Origin of the sequence: Nocardiopsis synnemataformans (assembly GCF_965343085.1) — a bacterium.
GTDB lineage: Bacteria > Actinomycetota > Actinomycetes > Streptosporangiales > Streptosporangiaceae > Nocardiopsis > Nocardiopsis alborubida.
This window is the reverse complement of the sequence record NZ_CBDRFA010000055.1, coordinates 38,707-56,463: the sequence shown is the minus strand read 5'-3', so window position 1 is coordinate 56,463 and position 17,757 is coordinate 38,707. Positions and strand designations below refer to the sequence as shown.

The following is a 17,757-nucleotide window of genomic DNA, read 5'->3' as shown; positions in this document are numbered from 1 at the left end:
GGCCGCCCCGGGAGGTCATGTTCCCGGCCTCGTCGTGGCCCACGTCCACACCGCGGGCATCGGTGACATGGTCGGCGTCGTTGTAGGCCAACTCCTCCTCATCCGCGCTGGTGAGGTTCCCGGCGTCGTCGTAGGCGCGGTCCTCGCTGGCCCCGTCGGGGTGGGTCGCTGTCTGGCGGCCGTTGCCGTCGTATTCGAGGGCCTGCAACACCTGCCCGTCGTGGGAGACGGACACGACCCTGTCCAGGCGGTCGTAGCCGTAGGTCGTGGAGCCTCGCCGTTTGGCCCTTGCCGCTTTCACGTGGCCTTCGGCGACTTCCACGAGCCGCCCAGCCGCTTGTTCATCGTGTCCAGTGTCGGCCAGGGAGGACCGTCGTGCAGCGCGCGCAGGAGTTCTTCTCCGAACAGCCTCCCATTCGGAAACTCGTCACCACGATCCCAACGCCACGCCGCGACCATCGCGAGGACGAGCTGTCGGCACTCCTCCAGCAGCCCTTGGTCGATGTTCGGGTAGTACTCGCAGACCGCCTCGGGAACATGGGCGAGGTCGAACTCGACGGGTCCACGGCAGCACGTCTCAAGGTCGATGAACAACGGGCCGTTCTTCGTGCTGAGCACATTGCCCGGATGTGGCTCGCCGTGGAGCAGCTGCTCCACGGCACCGCGCTCCTCGATCGCCCGTCGCAGGCTCGCCAGTCTGCCGCTGAGGAATACGCGGTCCGCATCGGCCAGCTCCGGCGAGCGGTCCGGGTCGGCGACGATTCCTTCCGCCTCCGTGATCCGGTCCGTGAACCGTGGACTCGGCACATCGACCTTACGCATGCCCACGTGCAGCAGTTCCAGCGCCTTGGCGCAGTCGACTGGTGAGACGTGAGGTGTCACGGGCTCGTAGTAGGTCCACAGCGTCACCGTGAAGCCATCGCGCGTGTACACACGCGGGTCCGCCCGAGGCTCCAAAGGACACACCGGGCATCCGACCTCGGCGAGCCGCTGAGCGAGCTCGACCTCGAACTGTGCGACCTCCTGTCCCACAGGGGCGACCCGGGCGAAGACGTCGCATGGCGTCAGCCGCAGTGCCAGCTTGTTCGAGTTGTGGAGCACGCTCGCGCCGCTGACTGGCAGGCAGAGCGACGCGGCGACCGAAGTCGCAGCCGCCATCGCACGAGTAACATCGGACATCTCCATTCTCAGATCTTGGCGCACCGGCCGCCGGTGGTCTCCTCGATTTCTGCGTCAGGCACGGGTCGGCTTGCGACCCCTGCGGCCCCGGGTCCGTGTGACCAGACGTGCCACCAGCGCCCCGACGCGCGCCATCCGCCCCCGCGTACCGCACGTCCTCAGGCCGCATGAGTCATGTCGACCTCGTGGTTTCCGGTCCACAGTCGGTACCACCACGCGATCTCGCCGGGGGCTCGGTGCGGCGATTGGACGGTTCGGGGCCGGGTAGTGGTGGCCCCATGCTGCTTATGAGGCCACCGGGTGTTTACCGAGCTCAGGAGGACACCTCCTTGCTCCGCGCCGTGCTGCGCGAGCGCGGCCAGGTCGCAGGCCGCTCAGTCCTCGACGTCGGCTCGGGTACCGGGGCGCTGGGCATCGAGGCCTTCCGCGCCGGCGCGGCCAGCCTCACCTCGATCGACCTGTCGCGGCGCTCGGTACTGGCGAGCTGGCTCAACAGTCGGCTGCGCGGGATCCCGGCGACGGTCCGACGGGGAGACCTGTTCGCTCCCGTGGCCCCGCAGCGCTTCGACCTCGTGCTCGCCAACCCGCCCTACATGCCCGCCGCCAGTCCGCTGCCGCCCCGCCACCGGATGGCGAGGTGCTGGGACGCGGGACCGGACGGGCGGATCCTGCTGGACCGTATCTGCGCGGGGGCCTCCTCGGTGCTCAACGAGGACGGCACGCTCCTGCTCGTGCAGTCCGAGCTCGCCGACGAGCAGGCCACGTTGGACCAGCTCAAAAAGGCCGGGATGGTGCCCGAGGTCCTCGCGAGGGCCCGCATCCCGTTCGGGCCGGTGCTGCGGGCGCGTGCTCCGGCACTGCGCGCCCGCGGGCTGCTCGGCCCCGACCAGGTGGAGGAGGAGCTCGTGGTCATCGAGGCGCGCCATGGCTGAGGCCCGTCGCCGGGTCGTCGTCACCGGCGAGGGCCCCATCCTCGTCTACGGACCGGTCGACGTGGAGACGCCCGACGGGACGCGCGTGCACAGCGACCGGGCGGTCACCGCGCTGTGCGCGTGCGGCCGCAGCGGGCGCCGCCCGTTCTGCGACACCAGCCACCGTCGACGTGTACGCGGCGACGAAGGGAAGGAGCACGACCCATGACCATGACGATGCCGGAGGCGCCGACGCTTCCCGCACCTCGCGGCCCGGTCTCCGAGGCGGTTCTGGGCACACTGCGCGGGGACCGGCCCGGGTTTCCCGCCGTGGACGGGTCCCCGCCCTACGGTGAGGACCTTCAGCTCGCCCTCTACTGCTGCTACGAACTCCATTACCGCGGGTTCCGGGGGGTCGACGCCGAGCGCGAGTGGGACCCGGCGCTGCTGACGGTCCGCGCCGAAATGGAGAGGGTCTTCCTCGGCGCGCTCAGGGACGAGGTGGCCGCCGACGCGGACGTCGAGAGCGAACTCGGCGCACTCCTCGTCGAACACGTCGACGCGTTCGGCGCCTCCCACCACCTGCGCCGCCACGGGGAACTGTGGCAGCTGCGCGAGTACGTCGCCCACCGCTCGCTCTACCACCTGAAGGAGGCCGACCCGCAGACCTTCGTCATCCCGCGCCTGAACGGCCCCGCGAAGGCCGCCCTCGTGACCGTGCAGCACGACGAGTACGGCGCGGGAGACCCCGAACGGGCGCACTCCAAGCTCTTCGCCGACATGATGACCGAGCTGGGCCTGTGCGCGGACTACGGCGCCTATCTCGACGCCGCCCCCGCCGAGATGCTGGCCGAGGTCAACTTCATGTCGCTGTGCGGTCTGCATCGCGGGCTGCGCGGGGCGCTGGTCGGACAGTTCGCCACCGTCGAACTCACCTCCTCCCCCGGCTCGGACCGGCTGGTCAAAGCCATGCGGAGGCTGGGCTGCGGTCCGGCCGCCATCCGGTTCTACGCCGAGCACGTCGAGGCCGACGCGGTGCACGAGCAGCTCCTGCGGCGCGAGGTGGTCGCGCCGCTGCTGAGCGCCGAACCCGAACTGGCCTCCGACATCGTGTTCGGCATCCGCGGCAGCACACTTTTGGCCACCCGGTTGGAGGAGTACCTCCTACAGCATTGGAGTCGCGGCGAGTCGAGCTTCCGCGACGGGGCGGACGTGAGGAGACCATGAGACCACCTGGACCAGCGGTGCGGGCTCGCGTCCTTCCGCTCGCCGACAGCGGCGACGCGGTGCCGGAGGACACGGTGGTGCGCGACTGCCTTCAGCAGACACCGCCCCGGCTGCCGCCCTGGCTCGGCTACGACGCGGTCGGGTCCGAACTGTTCGAGCGGATCACCGAACTGCCCACGTACTACCTGACCCGCGTGGAGCGCGACCTGTTGGAGCGCCACTCCGAGGAGATAGCCGAGCTGCTCGCCTGCGGGCGGATCGCGGAACTGGGCAGCGGAAGCGCGAAGAAGACACGGCTGCTGCTGGAGAGCTGCGTGCGCCTGCGTGGGACCACCTACCTTCCGATCGACGTGGACCGGAGCATGCTGGAGTCCAGCGGCGCCGCGTTGTGCGCGGAGCTGGACCAGCTGGAGGTCACGGGCCTGTGGGGGCGCTACGAAGCCGGTCTGGACTGGCTGCGCACCCACCCCGGCGAGCCGCTCGCGGTCGTCTTCCTCGGCAGCAGCTTCGCCAACGCCACCCGTGAGGAACGCGACGCGTTGCTGGGCGAGATCGCCCGGACCCTGGGCCCGGGCGAGGGCTTCCTGGTCTCCGCCGACCTGGACAAAAGCCGCGAGGCCCTGGAGACCTGCTACAACGATCCCGCCGGACACTCGGCCTTCGCCGACTTCCGGCTCAACTACCTCACCCAGCTGAACCGTCGCTACGGCGCCGACTTCATGCTCGACGACTTCGTCCCGGAGGCGTGTTACGACGCGGACACCTCCACCGTGGAGGGGCGTCTTCGCGCCAGGGCCGACCGGACGGTGCCCGTACCGGGGCTGGGGCTCACCGTGCGCGTACCGCGCGGGCGGTTCCTCAACGTCGGCTACTCGGTGAAGTTCGACGGCCAACGGCTGGCCGACGAAGTGGGAGCGCACGGTTTCAGCCTGCGGGCCCGGTGGCTGGACCCCGAGGCGCGGTACGGGCTCTTCCTCTTCCGCCGCGACGGGGCCTGAACGAACACCGCGAACGAGAACACCGCGAACGAACTCCCCGGCAGCCGACACAGCGGTCGACGCCCCGCGGGCGGGTCGCGCGCTCGCCTCGGCCGCGTCCGGAGGACACCGGCTGGCGCGGCCAGGGCGAAGGGCCGCCACCCGTGCGGGTGGCGGCCCTCCTGGTGGAGAAGTGCGGCTACCTCCGGCCGATGACCTCGAACTCGAGGACGTCGGTGAACTCGCGGCCGTAGGAGTCGGTCGCGGTCACCTCGGCGGTGTGCTCACCGGTGTGCAGGTTCCTGGGCAGGTCGAACCGCCACAGGTGCATCATCCGGTTGGCGAGGCTGCCGCCGTGGACCAGCTGCTGCGAGACCGCGTACGGGTCGGAGTACTCGACGCCGACGTTGACGGCCTCACCCTCCATCTGCTGGGTGCGCGTGGCCTCCTCGGCCGGTCCGCCGTCGATACTGACCTCGACCGTCGAACCGGTGGAGCCGAAGAAGAAGTTCGTCGTCAGCCAGCTGCCGTAGGCCAGGTCCGCGCGGTCGACCACCAGGGGCTCCTCCAGCTCGGGGGCCTCACCGACGGGGTTGCCGTTCCACTCCTGGCGCTCCTCGACCCACTCGCGGTAGGTGGGGCTGTTGATGCCCAGCTGCGTCTGCACGTCGTCGGACTCGCCGGTGACGGTGTAGCGCTCCTGGAACTCGTTGCCCTCGATGTCCAGCGTCACCACGCCGGGGCGTCCGCCGTCGCGGCCGATCGCGGTCGGGTAGCCCTCCTCGCCGATCGCGCCGGAGTACCAGTCACCCGAGATCGCGCCCGCGGTGATGTGCGGGAACGGCAGGCCCTGGACACCGAAGAGGTCGCGCCAGCCCTCGACGTCGTCGCCGGTCTTGAGGTTCTCGATGCTGTGGCTGTGGCCGGACACCGCCACGGCGCTGCGGCCCTCCAGCAGCTCGTGCACCCGCTTGACCTGGTCGACCTGGTGCTGGGGCGAACTCGCGTCGGCGTAGTTGAGCAGGCTGATGTGGCTGGCGACGACGACGAGCTTGTCGTGGTCGACGTTGGCCAGGTCGTGCTCGAGCCACGCGAGCTGGTCCTCGTCCAGGCGGCCGTTGTAGGACGGGTCGCCCTCCGGGTCGGCGCAGTGCTCCTCGATGCCCTCGGGGCTGTCGGCGGCCGCGGTGCACGGGTACTCGACGCTGTTCAGCGCGATGAAGTGCACGTCGCCGATGTCGTAGGAGTAGTACTCCGGCGCCAGCTGCGCGCGGTAGGTGTCGAAGGAGTGCTCGGAGTTCGGGGCGTCGAAGTCGAGGTCGTGGTTGCCCGGCAGGAAGCGGACCGGGCCGTTGGTCTCGCCGACCAGGTCCTTGATGTCGGGGTAGAGCGACAGGTCGTCGCCGACGACGTCACCGACGAACAGCGTGCCGCAGCTGGCGTAGTCGTGGCGCTCGGCCAGGTCCGCGATGGCGCCGGCGCGCGCGTACTCGATCTCCTGCCTGTCGTAGGTCTGGAGGTCTCCGGCGATGATGCAGCTCTGGGCGGCGTTGGCGGTCTGCTCGCTCTCCACCAGCGGGAAGTTGACCGCGGACGGCAGGGGGCCGGTCGGCTCGATGCCGCCGTAGCGCAGTTCCGGGGACCCCTCGGGCAGGTGGTTGTAGTGGAACTGCGGGATGTTGTGCTCGTCCATCGGCACCTGGTAGCCCGACGGCTGTGTGATGGACACCGTCATGTTGTCGAACGCGGGCAGTTCGTAACGGCCCTCGCTGTCGGTCAGCACCACGTCGCGGCCGTTGGTGACCATGACACCGGACAGGCCGGTCTCGTCGCCGTCGCTGACGCTGTCCCGGTTCGCATCGACGAACACCTGGCCGGTCAGCACCGCGTCGTCGGCGGCGCCGGTCGGGGTGCGGACGACCTCGATCTCGCCGCGGTAGGCGGTGTCATCGAAGCTCTCCGACGGCGACGCCGCGGCCGGGGCGGGCACCACGGTCACGGAACCGGCGATGACGGCGGCCATCGAGGCCGCCATCGCGGCACGAAAGTAACGGCGTGCCCGCAGAGCACTCGGCGTTTGCGCACGTCGTGGATGGGTCGTTGGCATGCAGTTGCCTCCGGTATGCGGGGGAGGGGGAGCAAAACCGGCCAGGGGGACCGGCGGGAAGCAACCTTTCTAGATATGGCTGAACAAAGGCCCAGTTGCCGACCAACAGTCGGCCACCGGCCGGTGACCACTGACGCGACACACTGATTATTCTCAGCCAGTTCTATCCCCATACGTTGTGAATGGCCAGGGCCGTTCGGACGTTCTCTCCGATCCGGCCCGGACTGAATCGGGTTCTGCTTTCGGGACGGTCGCGGGGTTCATCCGCCCTCCCGGCGCACTTGTCGCCGAGAAAGCCCCGTGGCCGGGACCAGGACGTCGCTGACAAATGCCCGCGCACGTCAGCTAATGTCTACGCACGTCAGCCCGGGAAGCAAGGCGCAACTCCGCCCACGCCGAAAAACCTTGTCGATGCGCCGTCGGACAGCGCCCCGCGGCCGCCTCTGGCGCCGCACGACCCTCGGCGACGCCACCGGCACCGTGCGGCGTACTCCCAGCTTGACCGGCACGTGTCCCGGCGTGGAATCCGGCACCGTCAACGGCTCCTCTGCCCTTGCCCGCGGTCCCCCGGCGAACCCGTCCCCCACGACGACACCACGAGCGGTGCCACCCTCGCGCGCCGCGACCCTTTCCTGTACCCTCATCGTGGTCGCTTTTCGGATAAGCGGGAAGGCACAGGCGAAGAGGCACTGGCTCTCAGCACTCTGGCTTCGTCTTTCCGGGGCCATTACATCTGGCGGAGCCTGCCCACGAACTCGCACTCCGACTCGGCCCCGCGACACTCCTCCAGTTCTTTCTCGTCATCGCCGCGGGCTTGTTCACCTGCAAAGTCGCCACGGGTGCCGCTGATCTGTTCGTGAGAATCCTCAGGCACAAGGCCGCGCAACGGTGGCCCGGCCTGGTACCGGAAAAGCCCCGCCGCGGTTCGGTCGAAACCGAGCGGCCCGCTTCCGGTGCCGACGGACACCCGCAACGAGGTCCACGGCGACGCACGGGGCGTCGTCGTCCAGGCCGGGCACACGGTCCGGCTCCACATCCACCACCGCGGGTCCGCGGCCCCGCGGGACCGTCCGGGGGCGACGGCCGCCGAGCCTTCGGGGAACGGTCACACCTGAGGGGTCCGCCCGGACGCGGGAACCCGTGCCGGGATCGGGTCACATCACCCCTCTTCACCCCATCTATACACATTGTGTATAGTCGCCGCCATGTCTATCGGCAACACGCTGCTCGGTCTGCTCGAATCGGGCCCCCGCCACGGGTACGACCTCAAACGCCTCTTCGACGAACGGTTCGGGCACGACCGGCCGCTGCACTACGGGCAGGTCTACTCGACGATGTCGCGCCTGCTGAGGAACGGCCTGGTCGAGGTGGACGGGGTGGAGGCGGGCAGCGGCCCCGAGCGCAAGCGCTACGCCATCACCGACGCCGGTGTCACCGACGTCGGCCGCTGGCTCGCCACGCCGGAGAGGCCCGAGCCCTACCTCCAGAGCACCCTGTACGCCAAGGTCGTGCTGGCACTGCTGACCGGCCGTGACGCCGCCGGGCTGCTGGACGTCCAGCGGGCCGAGCACCTGCGCCTCATGCGTGAGCTCACCCGCCGCAAGACGGGCGGCGACCTCGCGGACCAGCTCGTCTGCGACCACGCCCTGTTCCACCTGGAGGCCGACATCCGGTGGCTGGAGCTGACCGCCAGCCGCCTCGACCGGCTCGCCGGGGAGGTCGGCGCGTGAGCGGCACCACCGCGGCGCAGGGCACGGGTGCCCTGCTCACCGCCACCAGACTCCGCAAGTACTTCGGGTCGACCGCCGCGCTGAACGGAGCGGACTTCAGCATCGACTCCGGCGAGGTCGTCGCCGTCATGGGCCCGTCCGGATCCGGCAAGTCCACACTGCTGCACTGCCTGGCGGGCATCCTCGACCTCGACGGCGGCACCGTGCACTACGGCGGTCGCGAGCTGTCGGCCCTGTCCGACGCCGAGCGCAGCAGGCTCAGACGCAGCGACTTCGGCTTCGTCTTCCAGTTCGGCCAGCTCGTCCCCGAGCTGACCTGCGTGGAGAACGTCGCGCTGTCCCTGCGCCTGGCCGGCGTCGCCCGCAGGAGGGCGGAGGTCTCCGCGGTGGAGTGGATGGCCCGCCTGGAGGTGGACGACGTCCGTGACAAGCGCCCCGGCCAGGTGTCCGGCGGGCAGAGGCAGCGGGTGGCCATCGCGCGGGCGCTGGTGGCGAAGCCCCGGCTGCTCTTCGCCGACGAGCCCACCGGCGCGCTGGACTCGCTCAACGGAGAGCGCGCCATGGAACTGCTCACGGGCGCGGCCCGCGACAGCGGGGCCGCGGTCGTCCTGGTCACCCACGACGTCCGGGTCGCGGCCTACTCCGACCGCGAGGTCGTCGTCCGCGACGGCCAGGCCCTCGACGCCACCGCCGGGATCACGGGGGCGACGTGATCGGCCGGTGGTACCGCGACCTGGCCATGGGTGCCAGGCTCACCCTGAACGGAGGGTGGGCGGGTTGGACGGGGACGCTGCTCACCGCGGTGGGCGTGGGCCTGGGGGTGATGGTGCTCCTGCTGGCCGCCGCGGCGCCCTCGGTGCGCACGGCGGGCCAGGACCGGATGGACGCGCGGGCGCCGGTGTACCTGGAGCAGGGGGCGCCGACCGGCGACGCCGCGGTCCTCGCGGCCCCGGAGATCGTCGATTACCGGGGCGACATGTTCGCGGGCATGCTGCTCGAAGCGCCCGGGGACCCGGGGACGGACGTGCGTCCTCCGGGGATCGACCGGCTGCCGGAGGCGGGCGAGCTCTACGTCTCCCCTGCCCTGCGCGACCTCCTGGGCTCCCCGGAGGGCGCCCTGCTCGCCGAGCGGTTCGAGGGCGCCTCGGTCACCGGCCTGATCGGCTCCGAAGGCCTGCGGGGGCCGCACGAGCTCTACTTCTACCTGGGCACGGACACCCTCTCCCAGGACCCGGCGTGGTACGCCGTCTCCGGCTTCGGCGCGGACCAGCGGGGCGACGGCATGGCCGCGATCCTCGTACTGCTCATCGTCGTCATCATCGTGGTGCTGCTGCTGCCGATCGCCGCGTTCATCCTCACCGCGATGCGCTTCGGGGCCGAGCGGCGCGACCAGCGTCTGGCCGCGCTGCGGCTGGTGGGCGCGGACAGGGCGATGACGCGCAGGATCGCCGCGGGCGAGTCCCTCGTCGGCGCGGTCCTGGGCCTGGTCCTGGGCGCCGGGTTCTTCCTGGTGGTCCGGGCGTTCGCCGACGACGTGCGGCTCCCGGGCTCGGGAGTGCTGCCCGCGGACCTCACACCGGTGCCGTTGATCGCCGCCCTCGTCGTGGTGCTCGTCCCGGTCAGCGCCGTCCTGGTGACGCTCCTGGCGCTGCGCAGGGTCGAGGTCAGTCCGCTGGGCGTCTTCCGGGAGGGCACCGACCGGGGACGGCGGCTGTGGTGGCGCGTGCTGGTCCTGGCCGTCGGCTGCGCCGTCCTGGTCGTGCTCGGGCGGGGTGAGGGCTCCGAGGGCACGGAGTGGGCCGTCGCCGTCGGTGTGTCGGTGGCCCTGACGGGGTTCACCCTGCTGCTGCCGTGGGCCGTCGAGGCCGTGGTGGGCCGCCTGCGCGGCGGTCCGCTGTCGTGGCAGATGGCCACGCGGCGCCTCCAGCTGAACAGCGGGCTCGCGGCCCGCACCGTCAGCGGCGTCACCCTCGCCGTGGCCGGGGCGATCGCGCTCCAGATGCTGTTCTCCGCGATCAACGCCCAGGTTCCCTCCGGCGGCGACCAGGAGCCGGACCGGGTGGGGATGATCGCCTCGGCCACGGTGGAGAGCCGCGCCGAGGGTGCGGAGTTCGCCCGCGGCGTCGACGGCGCCAGGGGTGTGGAGTCCTCCTCCCCGTTCCTCCTGGCCCACCTTCCCCCGGCGGACGCCCCGCCTGGCGCCGACGACCCGTGGCGGACGCGGACGGTGGTCGTCGCCGACTGCGCGACCCTGGGCGGGCTGATCGCGTTCTCCTCCTGCGCCGACGGTGACGCCTTCGTCGCGGGTGAGGAGGCGTCCGCCGTGCGGCCGGGGGACCGGCTGGACCTCAACAACGCCCTTCCGGGCGACTCCGCCGCCGAGCCCCGCCCCTGGACGGTCCCACCGGTGCGCGAGGCCCGGGCCGCGGACCCCCTGGTCGAGCAGGAGTACCAGGGTCTGTTCCTCACCCCGTCGGCCCTTCCGGTCGAGGAGCTGGAGCACCTCCGGTCCACGGTGTTCATCACCCTCGACGGGAGCGACCCGGACGCCGTCGAGCACGTGCGCAACCACATCGGGGTCGACAGCCCCGGGACCGACCTGCGTGCCCTGCACGCGGAGAGCGGCGGCAGCATGTTGACGTCCATCGGCGAAGCGCTCCGGGCCGGTGCCGTCCTCACGATGCTGGTGATCGGGGCGAGCATGGTCATCTCCACGGTCGAGCAGCTGCGGGAGCGCAGGCGGCAGCTCTCGGTGCTGATCGCCTTCGGGACCCGCCGCTCCACGCTCGCCGCGTCGGTGCTGTGGCAGACCGCGATCCCGGTGGTGCTCGGCCTGGCGATCGCCGTCGGGGGCGGGACCGGGCTCGGCCTCCTCCTGCTGCGGCTGGCCGATCTCCCGGTCACCGACTGGCTGGGCTTCCTCCCGCTCGTGGGTGCCGGACTCGGCGTGATCGCGCTGGTGACGCTGGCGAGCCTGCCCTACCTGTGGCGGATGACGAGCCCTGAGGGTCTGCGCACCGAGTGAGGCTGGGGCGCGTGGTGGGGTCGTGGGCGCAGGGCCCGCGGCCCCACCGTCCGTTCGCGGGGTGGTCTCGCCGGAGGAGCGGCGGCCGCTCCACGCGCACGGGTCACGGTCGCGTCGGGGCTCCGCGTCGGGAGGACCACGGGGGCTTCGCCTCGGGAGGAGCACGGCGACCACAGAAAATCCAAGCCGCCCATATCGCCTTTGTCTGACATGGAAGCGGATGCGAGTTATGCAGCCCCTTGGGTGCGAATACACGGAAAGCCCCACCGAGCCCTGGCCGCCCCAGCAATTCGGGGGCCTCAGTCCGCACGGAACCGACTTCCGGCGTTCCGGACTTTCCCCCTTCGGTATTCGAACCGACCCGAACTCCGAGCAGACAAACGCACTTCACCTGCGGCAACACAGGAAATACCTACACCAGTAGCGGTTTTCCTCCTCCTTGTCCGTTTGTCCCCTCTCCCTCTCCTCGTCAACTCTCACCAAACCGAACCAGATCACACCATTGCGTTGACAAAAACGCCGATGACCGAAGATGATCACTGCACAGGGAACCGCAGCGAATCCCCGGCCGACCGGACAGGACTTCCGAAAGCGCCGCCCGTTTCCGACCGCGGTCCTTTTCACGTCAACCGGGAATGGGGGATACTCCGTGGCGCACACCGGTGACGGTGCGGACACCGACCGCGTGAGCGAGCCGTTGCTGCTCGCGGCCGGGGTGGCCGACCTGGCCTACAGCGGGATCGGCGCGGCCCTGCGGGGAGCGCGGTCGCTGCAGGGCCGGTCGGACCTGGCCGAACTGGCCCGGGACGGCCGACAGGAACTGAGGCGGCGCGGCGAGCTGGCGCTGCGACGGTACGCCCCGACGGCCGAGTCCCACATGGAACTGCTCGCCCGACGAGCCACCTCCTCGGCCTCCCGCCCCGGCCAGAGCGATGGCTGAGACCGGGGAGCAGGCCCTGCTCCGGACCCGGGTGGACGCGGAACTCCGGGAGTTCGCGCGCCGGGAGACGGACCGGCTCGTCGCCATCGACGCCGACCTGCTGCCGGTGGCCGAGCAGCTGGACGTGGCGGTGACCGGGGGCAAGCGCCTGCGCGCGTCGTTCTGCTACTGGGGGTGGCGCGCGTCCGGGCAGCCGGACAGCGACGCGCTGGTCAGGGCCGCCGCCGCGATGGAACTGGTGCACGCCGCGGCCGTCGTCCACGACGACCTCATCGACGAGAGTCCGATGCGGCACGGAGTGCCGAGCGCCCACGTCGCCCTGCGCGCGGCGTTCACCGGCAGGGCCAGGCCCCACGCCGGGAGCCGCGCCCTGGCCCTGCTGACCGGGGACCTGCTCATGTCGTGGGCCGCGGAGCTGTTCCTGTGCTGCGGCCTGCCCTCGGCCTACCTGTCCCGCGCCCGTGAGTTGTGGCTGGTCATGGCCCGGGAACTGATCGCCGGGGAGTGCCTGGAGGTCCTGCGCACCGGCTCCCCTCCCGACACCGGCCGCTCGCTCCAGGTGATCCGGTACAAGACGGCCAAGTACACGGTCGAGCACCCCCTGCGCATCGGCGGTGCGCTGGCCGGCGCCCCGGGCTCGATGATGGAGGCCTTCACCGCCTACGGGCTTCCCCTGGGCGAGGCCTTCCAGCTGCGGGACGACCTGCTGGGACTGTTCGGCGACCCGGAGCGCACGGGCAAGTCGAACCTGGACGACGTCCGGGGCAACCGGCCCACCGTCCTGCTCGCGGAGACCTGGTCGGCCGCCACCCCGGCCGAGCGCCGGGAGCTGCGCGGTCTGCTCGGCCGCCGCGGCCTGGACGGCGAGGGCCTGTCCAGAGTGCGGTCGATCATGCGGCGCACCGGGGCCCCCGAGCGCGTCGAGGGGATGATCGACCAGCGCGTCCGGGCCGCGACCTCCGCCCTCGCCCGCGCCGACCTGCCGGACGGAGCCGCCGCCGCCCTGTCCCAGATGGTGGCCTCGGCCGCGGCCCGCCGCTCCTGACCCCAGGAAGGGACCCCATGTCCTACACACCGGAGTCCATGAACGCGCTGCGTCTCATGGGGGACGAACTCGCCGACGCGACGGTGGAGACGCTCTTCGAGCGCGGGGAGGTCGGCAAGTTCAACACCCTCATGCGCTACTTCTCCACCGCCGGACAGGACCTGCCCGACGGGTTGCCCGACGTCGCCCGCGAGTACCTGCACGCCACGGCCGCGCCGCCCTCCTGGGTCGACTGGGGCGAGATGGAGAGGGCCCGTCTGTTCTTCGTCGACAACAACGTGCACATCTCCACCGCCCTGGCCTTCTCGGCGATGCCCGCCTGCTACGTCATCCCGCACGTGGCCAGGCTGCTCAGCGCCACCCACGCCCTGGAGTACCCCTCGCGGCGCATGGCCGAGACCGGGCAGTTCACCGTCTACCTGATGCAGCCCGACGCGTTCGAGGCGGGGAGCCGGTTCGTCCCCGCTGCCCAGAAGGTGCGCCTGCTGCACGCCTCCATCCGCTACCACATGCGCCGTGAGGACCGCTGGGACGTGGACGCGCTCGGCACGCCGATCTGCCAGGAGGACATGATCGGCGGCCAGATGATCTTCTCCATCCAGGTCCTGGACGCCCTGCACCGGCTGGGCGTGCACATGTCGGTCGAGGGCGCGGAGTCCTACTACTACGCCTGGCGCATCGTCGGCGCCATGCTCGGCGTCAGCCCCGAACACGCTCCGACCGACGTGGCCAGCGCCCGCGAGTTCTCCGATCTGTACATGACCCGGTACATGGGCCCCTCCGAGGAGGGGGCGCGGTTGACCCGCCAGCTCATCGACCTCTACGAGGAGGTCGTGCCCGGGACCCTCCTCGACCCGGTGGTCGCCGCCCTCGTCCGCTACCTCATCGGCGACACCTGCGCCGACTGGCTCCGGGTTCCGCGCAGCGGCTGGGACACGGCCGTCAGGGCCTCCCCCGCCCTGCTCGGGATCCTCGAACGGGTCGAGGACGGCTCCCCGCTGGGCGCGTGGGCCCTGGACCGCCTCGGCCACGTCACCACCCACCTGGAGCTGAGTTCCCTCACCCGCGGCCGGGTCATGCAGTACGCCATTCCCGAACGGCTCAAGGACGAGTACGGCGTCCCCTCCCACGCTCCCCGCGTCCGGCGCTGGGCCCCGCCGCCCCCGGTGCCCGAGCCTTGAGCGCCGGGCGGTCGGTCCCGGCCCACCCGGTGGGACCCGCCCGCGGCCGCCGCTGAGATGATCGCGGGGTCGGCCGCCACGGTCGGCGCAGACGAGGGGAGCCCCTGCCGTGACCGGACGCCTCCTGCACGTGGGACCGGTGATCATCGACGTCGTGATGGCGGTCGACGCCCTTCCCCGGGCCGGCGAGGGCGTGTTCGCCTCCTCCGCCCGGACCGTGGCCGGAGGCGGTTTCAACGTCGTCGCCGCCGCGGCGCGCGCGGGCATGGAGGTGGTCTACGCGGGAGCGCACGGAACCGGGCCCCACGGGGACCTGGCCCGTGCCGCGCTGTGCTCCGAAGGGGTGGCGGTGGCGCACGCCCCCTCCCCCGACGCGGACACCGGCTTCTGCGTGGCCCTGGTGGACGGCGACGCCGAACGCACCTTCGTCACCCGGCTGGGCGCCGAGATGGACCTGTCCCTGGACCGGCTGCGCACCCTGCGGCCCGGGCCGGGGGAGTTCGTCTACACCGTGGGGTACTCGCTGCTGCCCGGACCGCGCGCCGACGACCTGCTCGCCTGGATCGGTGACCTCCCCGAGGGGGTGCGGCTGGTCCTGGACCCGGCGCCGGTCGTGGGCGACATCCCCCGGCGGACCCTGGACCGGGCCCTGGCCCGCGTGGACCTGCTCAGCCTCAGCGCCGCCGAGGCCGCCACCGTGACCGGGCACGCCGTCCCCGAGGAGGCCGCCGCGCTCCTCCTCCCCCGGATCCGTCCCGGCGGCGTGGTGGTCGTGCGCGACTCCGCGCGGGGCTGCGTGGTGGCCGGAGCGGGAGACGGGGCCGGGGACGCGGCTCCCCGGCGGGTGCCCGGTTTTCCCGTGCGCGCCGTGGACACCAACGGGGCCGGTGACGCGCACGTGGGCGTGTTCACCGCCGCCGTGGCCAGTGGCCTGGACCCGCTGTCGGCCGCACGCCGGGCCAACGCGGCCTCCGCCCTGGCCGTCACCCGCCGCGGCCCGGCCACCTGCCCCACCGCGAAGGAGACGGACGCCTTCCTGGCGGAGGCCGGAGACGACGCAACCCCCGACCGGAGCCGGTGAGCTGACCAGAAGTGTGACTGGTGCGAAGCATGGGGCGGTACCGCACGCGCCTTCACCTGCCGGAAGCAACCACCGGACGCACCGGCGGCTTTCGGGACGCGTCCTGTCCCCCGCCTTACCGCCGAGCGATCCACGGGTGAACACCCGGCCGGTTTCCGGGGAGAGGGTGAAGTCCCCATGAACCGAAAATAAAATTGCAGGAAAAACAGTCTCTGCAAGAAAACTTGCTTGTATCGTGGGCGCTGTGAACCTCCAGGAACGCATGAGCGAGTACCGCGACCGGCTGACGAAGTCGGACCGGGTCCTCCTCGACGAACTGCTCTCCAACCCCGCCGAGGCTCCCCTGTGGCGGGGCGGAGAGGTCGCCCAGCGCGCGGGGGTCCACCCGGCCGCAGCCACCCGGCTGGCGCAGCGGCTGGGCTACCAGGGCTACCTGGAGCTGCGCGAGGACCTGCGCGAGGCCCACGAGGCACGCCTCAACGGCGCGGGCGACCGGTTCCGGGCCGAGCTCCGGGGCCAGGGGCAGGCGAGTGTCCTGGACACCCTCCTGGCCACCGAACTCGACTCCCTCGCGGCGGTCGGCAAGCACGTGAGCCAGGCCCAGATCGACGAGGTGGCCGACCTCCTCGTCGGCGCGCGGGTGGTCTACCTCTTCGCGCGCGGCAACTCCGGGGTCCTGGCCGAACTCCTCGACAGCCGGCTGCGGCGGTTCGGGATGCGCCCGGTCAACCTCGTCGGCCCAGGACGCGAGGTCGCCGAACGGGTCCTGGCGATGTCGGACTCCGACGTCGTCGTGTCGTTCGCGTTCCGCCGCGCTCCGCGCAACCTCACACAGCTGTACGCCCACGCCTCCGAGGTCGGGGCCCGTTCCGTACTGGTCACGGACACCCTGCACACCCTCGACCCGGCTCCGACCACCGTGCTCTCGGCCCCGCGCGGACACCAGGAGGGCTTCTCCTCCCTGAGCGTCCCGATGATGATCGCGAACGCCATCGTGCTCACCGTCGCCCAGCGCCACCCCGAGACCATCCTGCCCGCCCTCGACCACCTGGACGACCTGCTCACCGCGTTCGACTGACGCCGCCGGTCCCCTCATCCCCCGCGACGGCCGGATCCCCCCGGCCCCGTTCCCGCCTGCGCGAAAACTGACGCAAAGGACCTGCCATGCGCACTTCGAGACTGCTCTCCGCCTCCGTCGCCCTCCCGCTCGCCGTGACGCTCGCCGCCTGCGGAGGCGGCACCCCCGAGGCCGCCGACACCGGCGGGCCCGCCCAGCCCCACGAACTCGACGACGCCACCCACGAGGAACTCGTCGAACTGGCGCAGGAGGAGGGGGAGGTCACCGTCTACTCCTTCACCTCGCGCATCGCCTCCGTAGAGGAGGCCTTCGAGGCGGAGTACCCGGGCGTGGACCTCATCGGCCACGACATCGCCTCCTCCGAGCAGATCACCCGCCTGCAGTCCGAGGCGCAGGCCGGAACACCGTCGGCGGACGTCGCCTACATCTCCGACGCCCCGGTGGTCATCACCGAACTCATCGCGGGCGGCATCCTCCAGAACCACGTGCCCCAGCGCGTCGCCGAGACCGTGCCCGAGGAGTACCAGCAGCCGCTGCTGGCCAACCGGCTGTCGACCAAGATCCTCATGTACAACGAGGAGGCCCACCCCGACGGCAGCCCGATCGAGAACCTGTGGCAGCTGACCGAGGAGGAGTGGAACGGCAGGGTCGTCATGGTCGACCCGAGCGTGCGCGGCGACTACCTCGACCTCGTGACGGAGATCGTCCGCCGCTCCGACGAGATGGCGCAGGCCCACCAGGAGCACTTCGGATCCGAGGTCGAACTCAACGAGGGCGTCGAGAACGCCGGGCAGCAGTTCCTCAAGGACCTCTACGCCAACGGACTGGTCTTGGTCGACGACACCGACAACGTCAACGAGGCCGTGGGCGCGACCGGGCAGGAGGACCCGCCGGTGGGCATCACCTCCTACTCCGACCGCAGGGACAACGAGGAGGAGGGCTGGGCGCTCCAGGCCTCCCTGGGGACCGCCCCGTCGCTGGGCATCACCTTCCCGGCCTACATCGGCATGGTGCAGGGCTCCGACAGCCCGGCCGCCGCACGCCTGGTCGCCGACTTCCTCATGGGCGACGACTCCGCGACCGGCGGTGCCGGATACGAGCCCTTCTACGTCCCCGGCGACTACCCGGTCCGCACGGACATGGAGATGCCCGAGGACGCCGCGCCCCTGGACGAACTGGGCGCCTGGGACATCGACCCCGAGGAGACCGCCCAGGTCCGCGACGACGTGGCCGACTTCCTGCTGACCCTGTAAGAGCCCACTCCCCCGACTCCCCC

At 71.4% G+C, this 17,757-nt stretch carries 16 protein-coding genes; 13 read left to right on the top strand and 3 right to left on the bottom strand.

The genetic code is table 11. The features are described 5' to 3' along the window. Window positions 1-301 (bottom strand): hypothetical protein (locus ACSIH6_RS26925; RefSeq protein WP_435111140.1); only part of this gene is annotated, 301 nt, incomplete at its 3' end. Further along, window positions 298-1,185 (bottom strand): phosphotransferase, encoded by an 888-nt coding sequence (locus ACSIH6_RS26920; RefSeq protein WP_435111139.1) that lies wholly within the window; start codon window positions 1,183-1,185, stop codon window positions 298-300. The genes ACSIH6_RS26925 and ACSIH6_RS26920, both read right to left, overlap by 4 nt. Before the next feature lie 281 nt (window positions 1,186-1,466). Here ACSIH6_RS26920 and ACSIH6_RS26915 point away from each other — a divergent pair, with 281 nt between their 5' ends. Genes ACSIH6_RS26915 through ACSIH6_RS26900 form a run of 4 tightly spaced genes read left to right on the top strand, consistent with a single transcriptional unit; the run spans window position 1,467 to window position 4,315 of the window. Beyond that, entirely contained in the window at window positions 1,467-2,111 is a 645-nt protein-coding gene (locus ACSIH6_RS26915; RefSeq protein ID WP_435111144.1) for a HemK2/MTQ2 family protein methyltransferase, read from the top strand. After that, complete coding sequence (locus ACSIH6_RS26910) at window positions 2,104-2,319, top strand: CDGSH iron-sulfur domain-containing protein (RefSeq protein WP_435111138.1); 216 nt, start codon at window positions 2,104-2,106, stop codon at window positions 2,317-2,319. The genes ACSIH6_RS26915 and ACSIH6_RS26910 overlap by 8 nt, the downstream gene beginning before the upstream one ends. After that, complete coding sequence (locus tag ACSIH6_RS26905) at window positions 2,316-3,317, top strand: iron-containing redox enzyme family protein (protein WP_435111137.1); 1,002 nt, start codon at window positions 2,316-2,318, stop codon at window positions 3,315-3,317. The genes ACSIH6_RS26910 and ACSIH6_RS26905 overlap by 4 nt, the downstream gene beginning before the upstream one ends. Further along, window positions 3,314-4,315 carry an L-histidine N(alpha)-methyltransferase gene (locus tag ACSIH6_RS26900; RefSeq protein WP_435111136.1) on the top strand — a complete coding sequence of 334 codons (1,002 nt, stop codon included), beginning with the start codon at window positions 3,314-3,316 and terminating at the stop codon, window positions 4,313-4,315. Before ACSIH6_RS26905 ends, ACSIH6_RS26900 begins: the two co-directional genes overlap by 4 nt. A gap of 178 nt (window positions 4,316-4,493) precedes the next feature. Here ACSIH6_RS26900 and ACSIH6_RS26895 read toward each other — a convergent pair whose 3' ends face one another. Continuing rightward, window positions 4,494-6,317 carry a calcineurin-like phosphoesterase C-terminal domain-containing protein gene (locus ACSIH6_RS26895; RefSeq protein WP_435111143.1) on the bottom strand — a complete coding sequence of 608 codons (1,824 nt, stop codon included), beginning with the start codon at window positions 6,315-6,317 and terminating at the stop codon, window positions 4,494-4,496. 1,289 nt (window positions 6,318-7,606) lie between these two features. Between ACSIH6_RS26895 and ACSIH6_RS26890 the strand changes: the two genes are divergently transcribed. The 9 genes from ACSIH6_RS26890 (at window position 7,607) to ACSIH6_RS26850 (ending at window position 17,734) form a co-directional block, all read left to right on the top strand. Further along, on the top strand, window positions 7,607-8,131 hold the full coding sequence (locus ACSIH6_RS26890; RefSeq protein WP_435111135.1) for a PadR family transcriptional regulator: 525 nt from the start codon (window positions 7,607-7,609) through the stop codon (window positions 8,129-8,131). Beyond that, window positions 8,128-8,844 carry an ABC transporter ATP-binding protein gene (locus ACSIH6_RS26885; RefSeq protein ID WP_435111134.1) on the top strand — a complete coding sequence of 239 codons (717 nt, stop codon included), beginning with the start codon at window positions 8,128-8,130 and terminating at the stop codon, window positions 8,842-8,844. Before ACSIH6_RS26890 ends, ACSIH6_RS26885 begins: the two co-directional genes overlap by 4 nt. Continuing rightward, window positions 8,841-11,156, top strand: a complete 2,316-nt coding sequence (locus ACSIH6_RS26880) for an FtsX-like permease family protein (RefSeq protein WP_435111133.1) — start codon at window positions 8,841-8,843, stop codon at window positions 11,154-11,156. Before ACSIH6_RS26885 ends, ACSIH6_RS26880 begins: the two co-directional genes overlap by 4 nt. A 649-nt stretch (window positions 11,157-11,805) precedes the next feature. Then, entirely contained in the window at window positions 11,806-12,096 is a 291-nt protein-coding gene (locus ACSIH6_RS26875; protein WP_435111132.1) for a hypothetical protein, read from the top strand. Further along, window positions 12,089-13,141 carry a polyprenyl synthetase family protein gene (locus ACSIH6_RS26870; protein ID WP_435111131.1) on the top strand — a complete coding sequence of 351 codons (1,053 nt, stop codon included), beginning with the start codon at window positions 12,089-12,091 and terminating at the stop codon, window positions 13,139-13,141. The genes ACSIH6_RS26875 and ACSIH6_RS26870 overlap by 8 nt, the downstream gene beginning before the upstream one ends. Before the next feature lie 17 nt (window positions 13,142-13,158). Next, window positions 13,159-14,322, top strand: coding sequence for an oxygenase MpaB family protein (locus ACSIH6_RS26865; RefSeq protein ID WP_435111130.1), 1,164 nt, complete (start codon window positions 13,159-13,161; stop codon window positions 14,320-14,322). A 109-nt stretch (window positions 14,323-14,431) separates the two neighbouring features. After that, a complete protein-coding gene (locus ACSIH6_RS26860) occupies window positions 14,432-15,403 on the top strand; it encodes a PfkB family carbohydrate kinase (RefSeq protein WP_435111129.1) in 972 nt (323 codons plus the stop codon). A 244-nt stretch (window positions 15,404-15,647) separates the two neighbouring features. Continuing rightward, the gene (locus ACSIH6_RS26855; protein WP_435111128.1) at window positions 15,648-16,481 is read left to right on the top strand and encodes a MurR/RpiR family transcriptional regulator; all 834 of its coding nucleotides are present in this window, start codon (window positions 15,648-15,650) and stop codon (window positions 16,479-16,481) included. 86 nt (window positions 16,482-16,567) lie between these two features. After that, the gene (locus ACSIH6_RS26850) at window positions 16,568-17,734 is read left to right on the top strand and encodes an ABC transporter substrate-binding protein (RefSeq protein ID WP_435111127.1); all 1,167 of its coding nucleotides are present in this window, start codon (window positions 16,568-16,570) and stop codon (window positions 17,732-17,734) included. Window positions 17,735-17,757 lie beyond the last annotated feature (23 nt).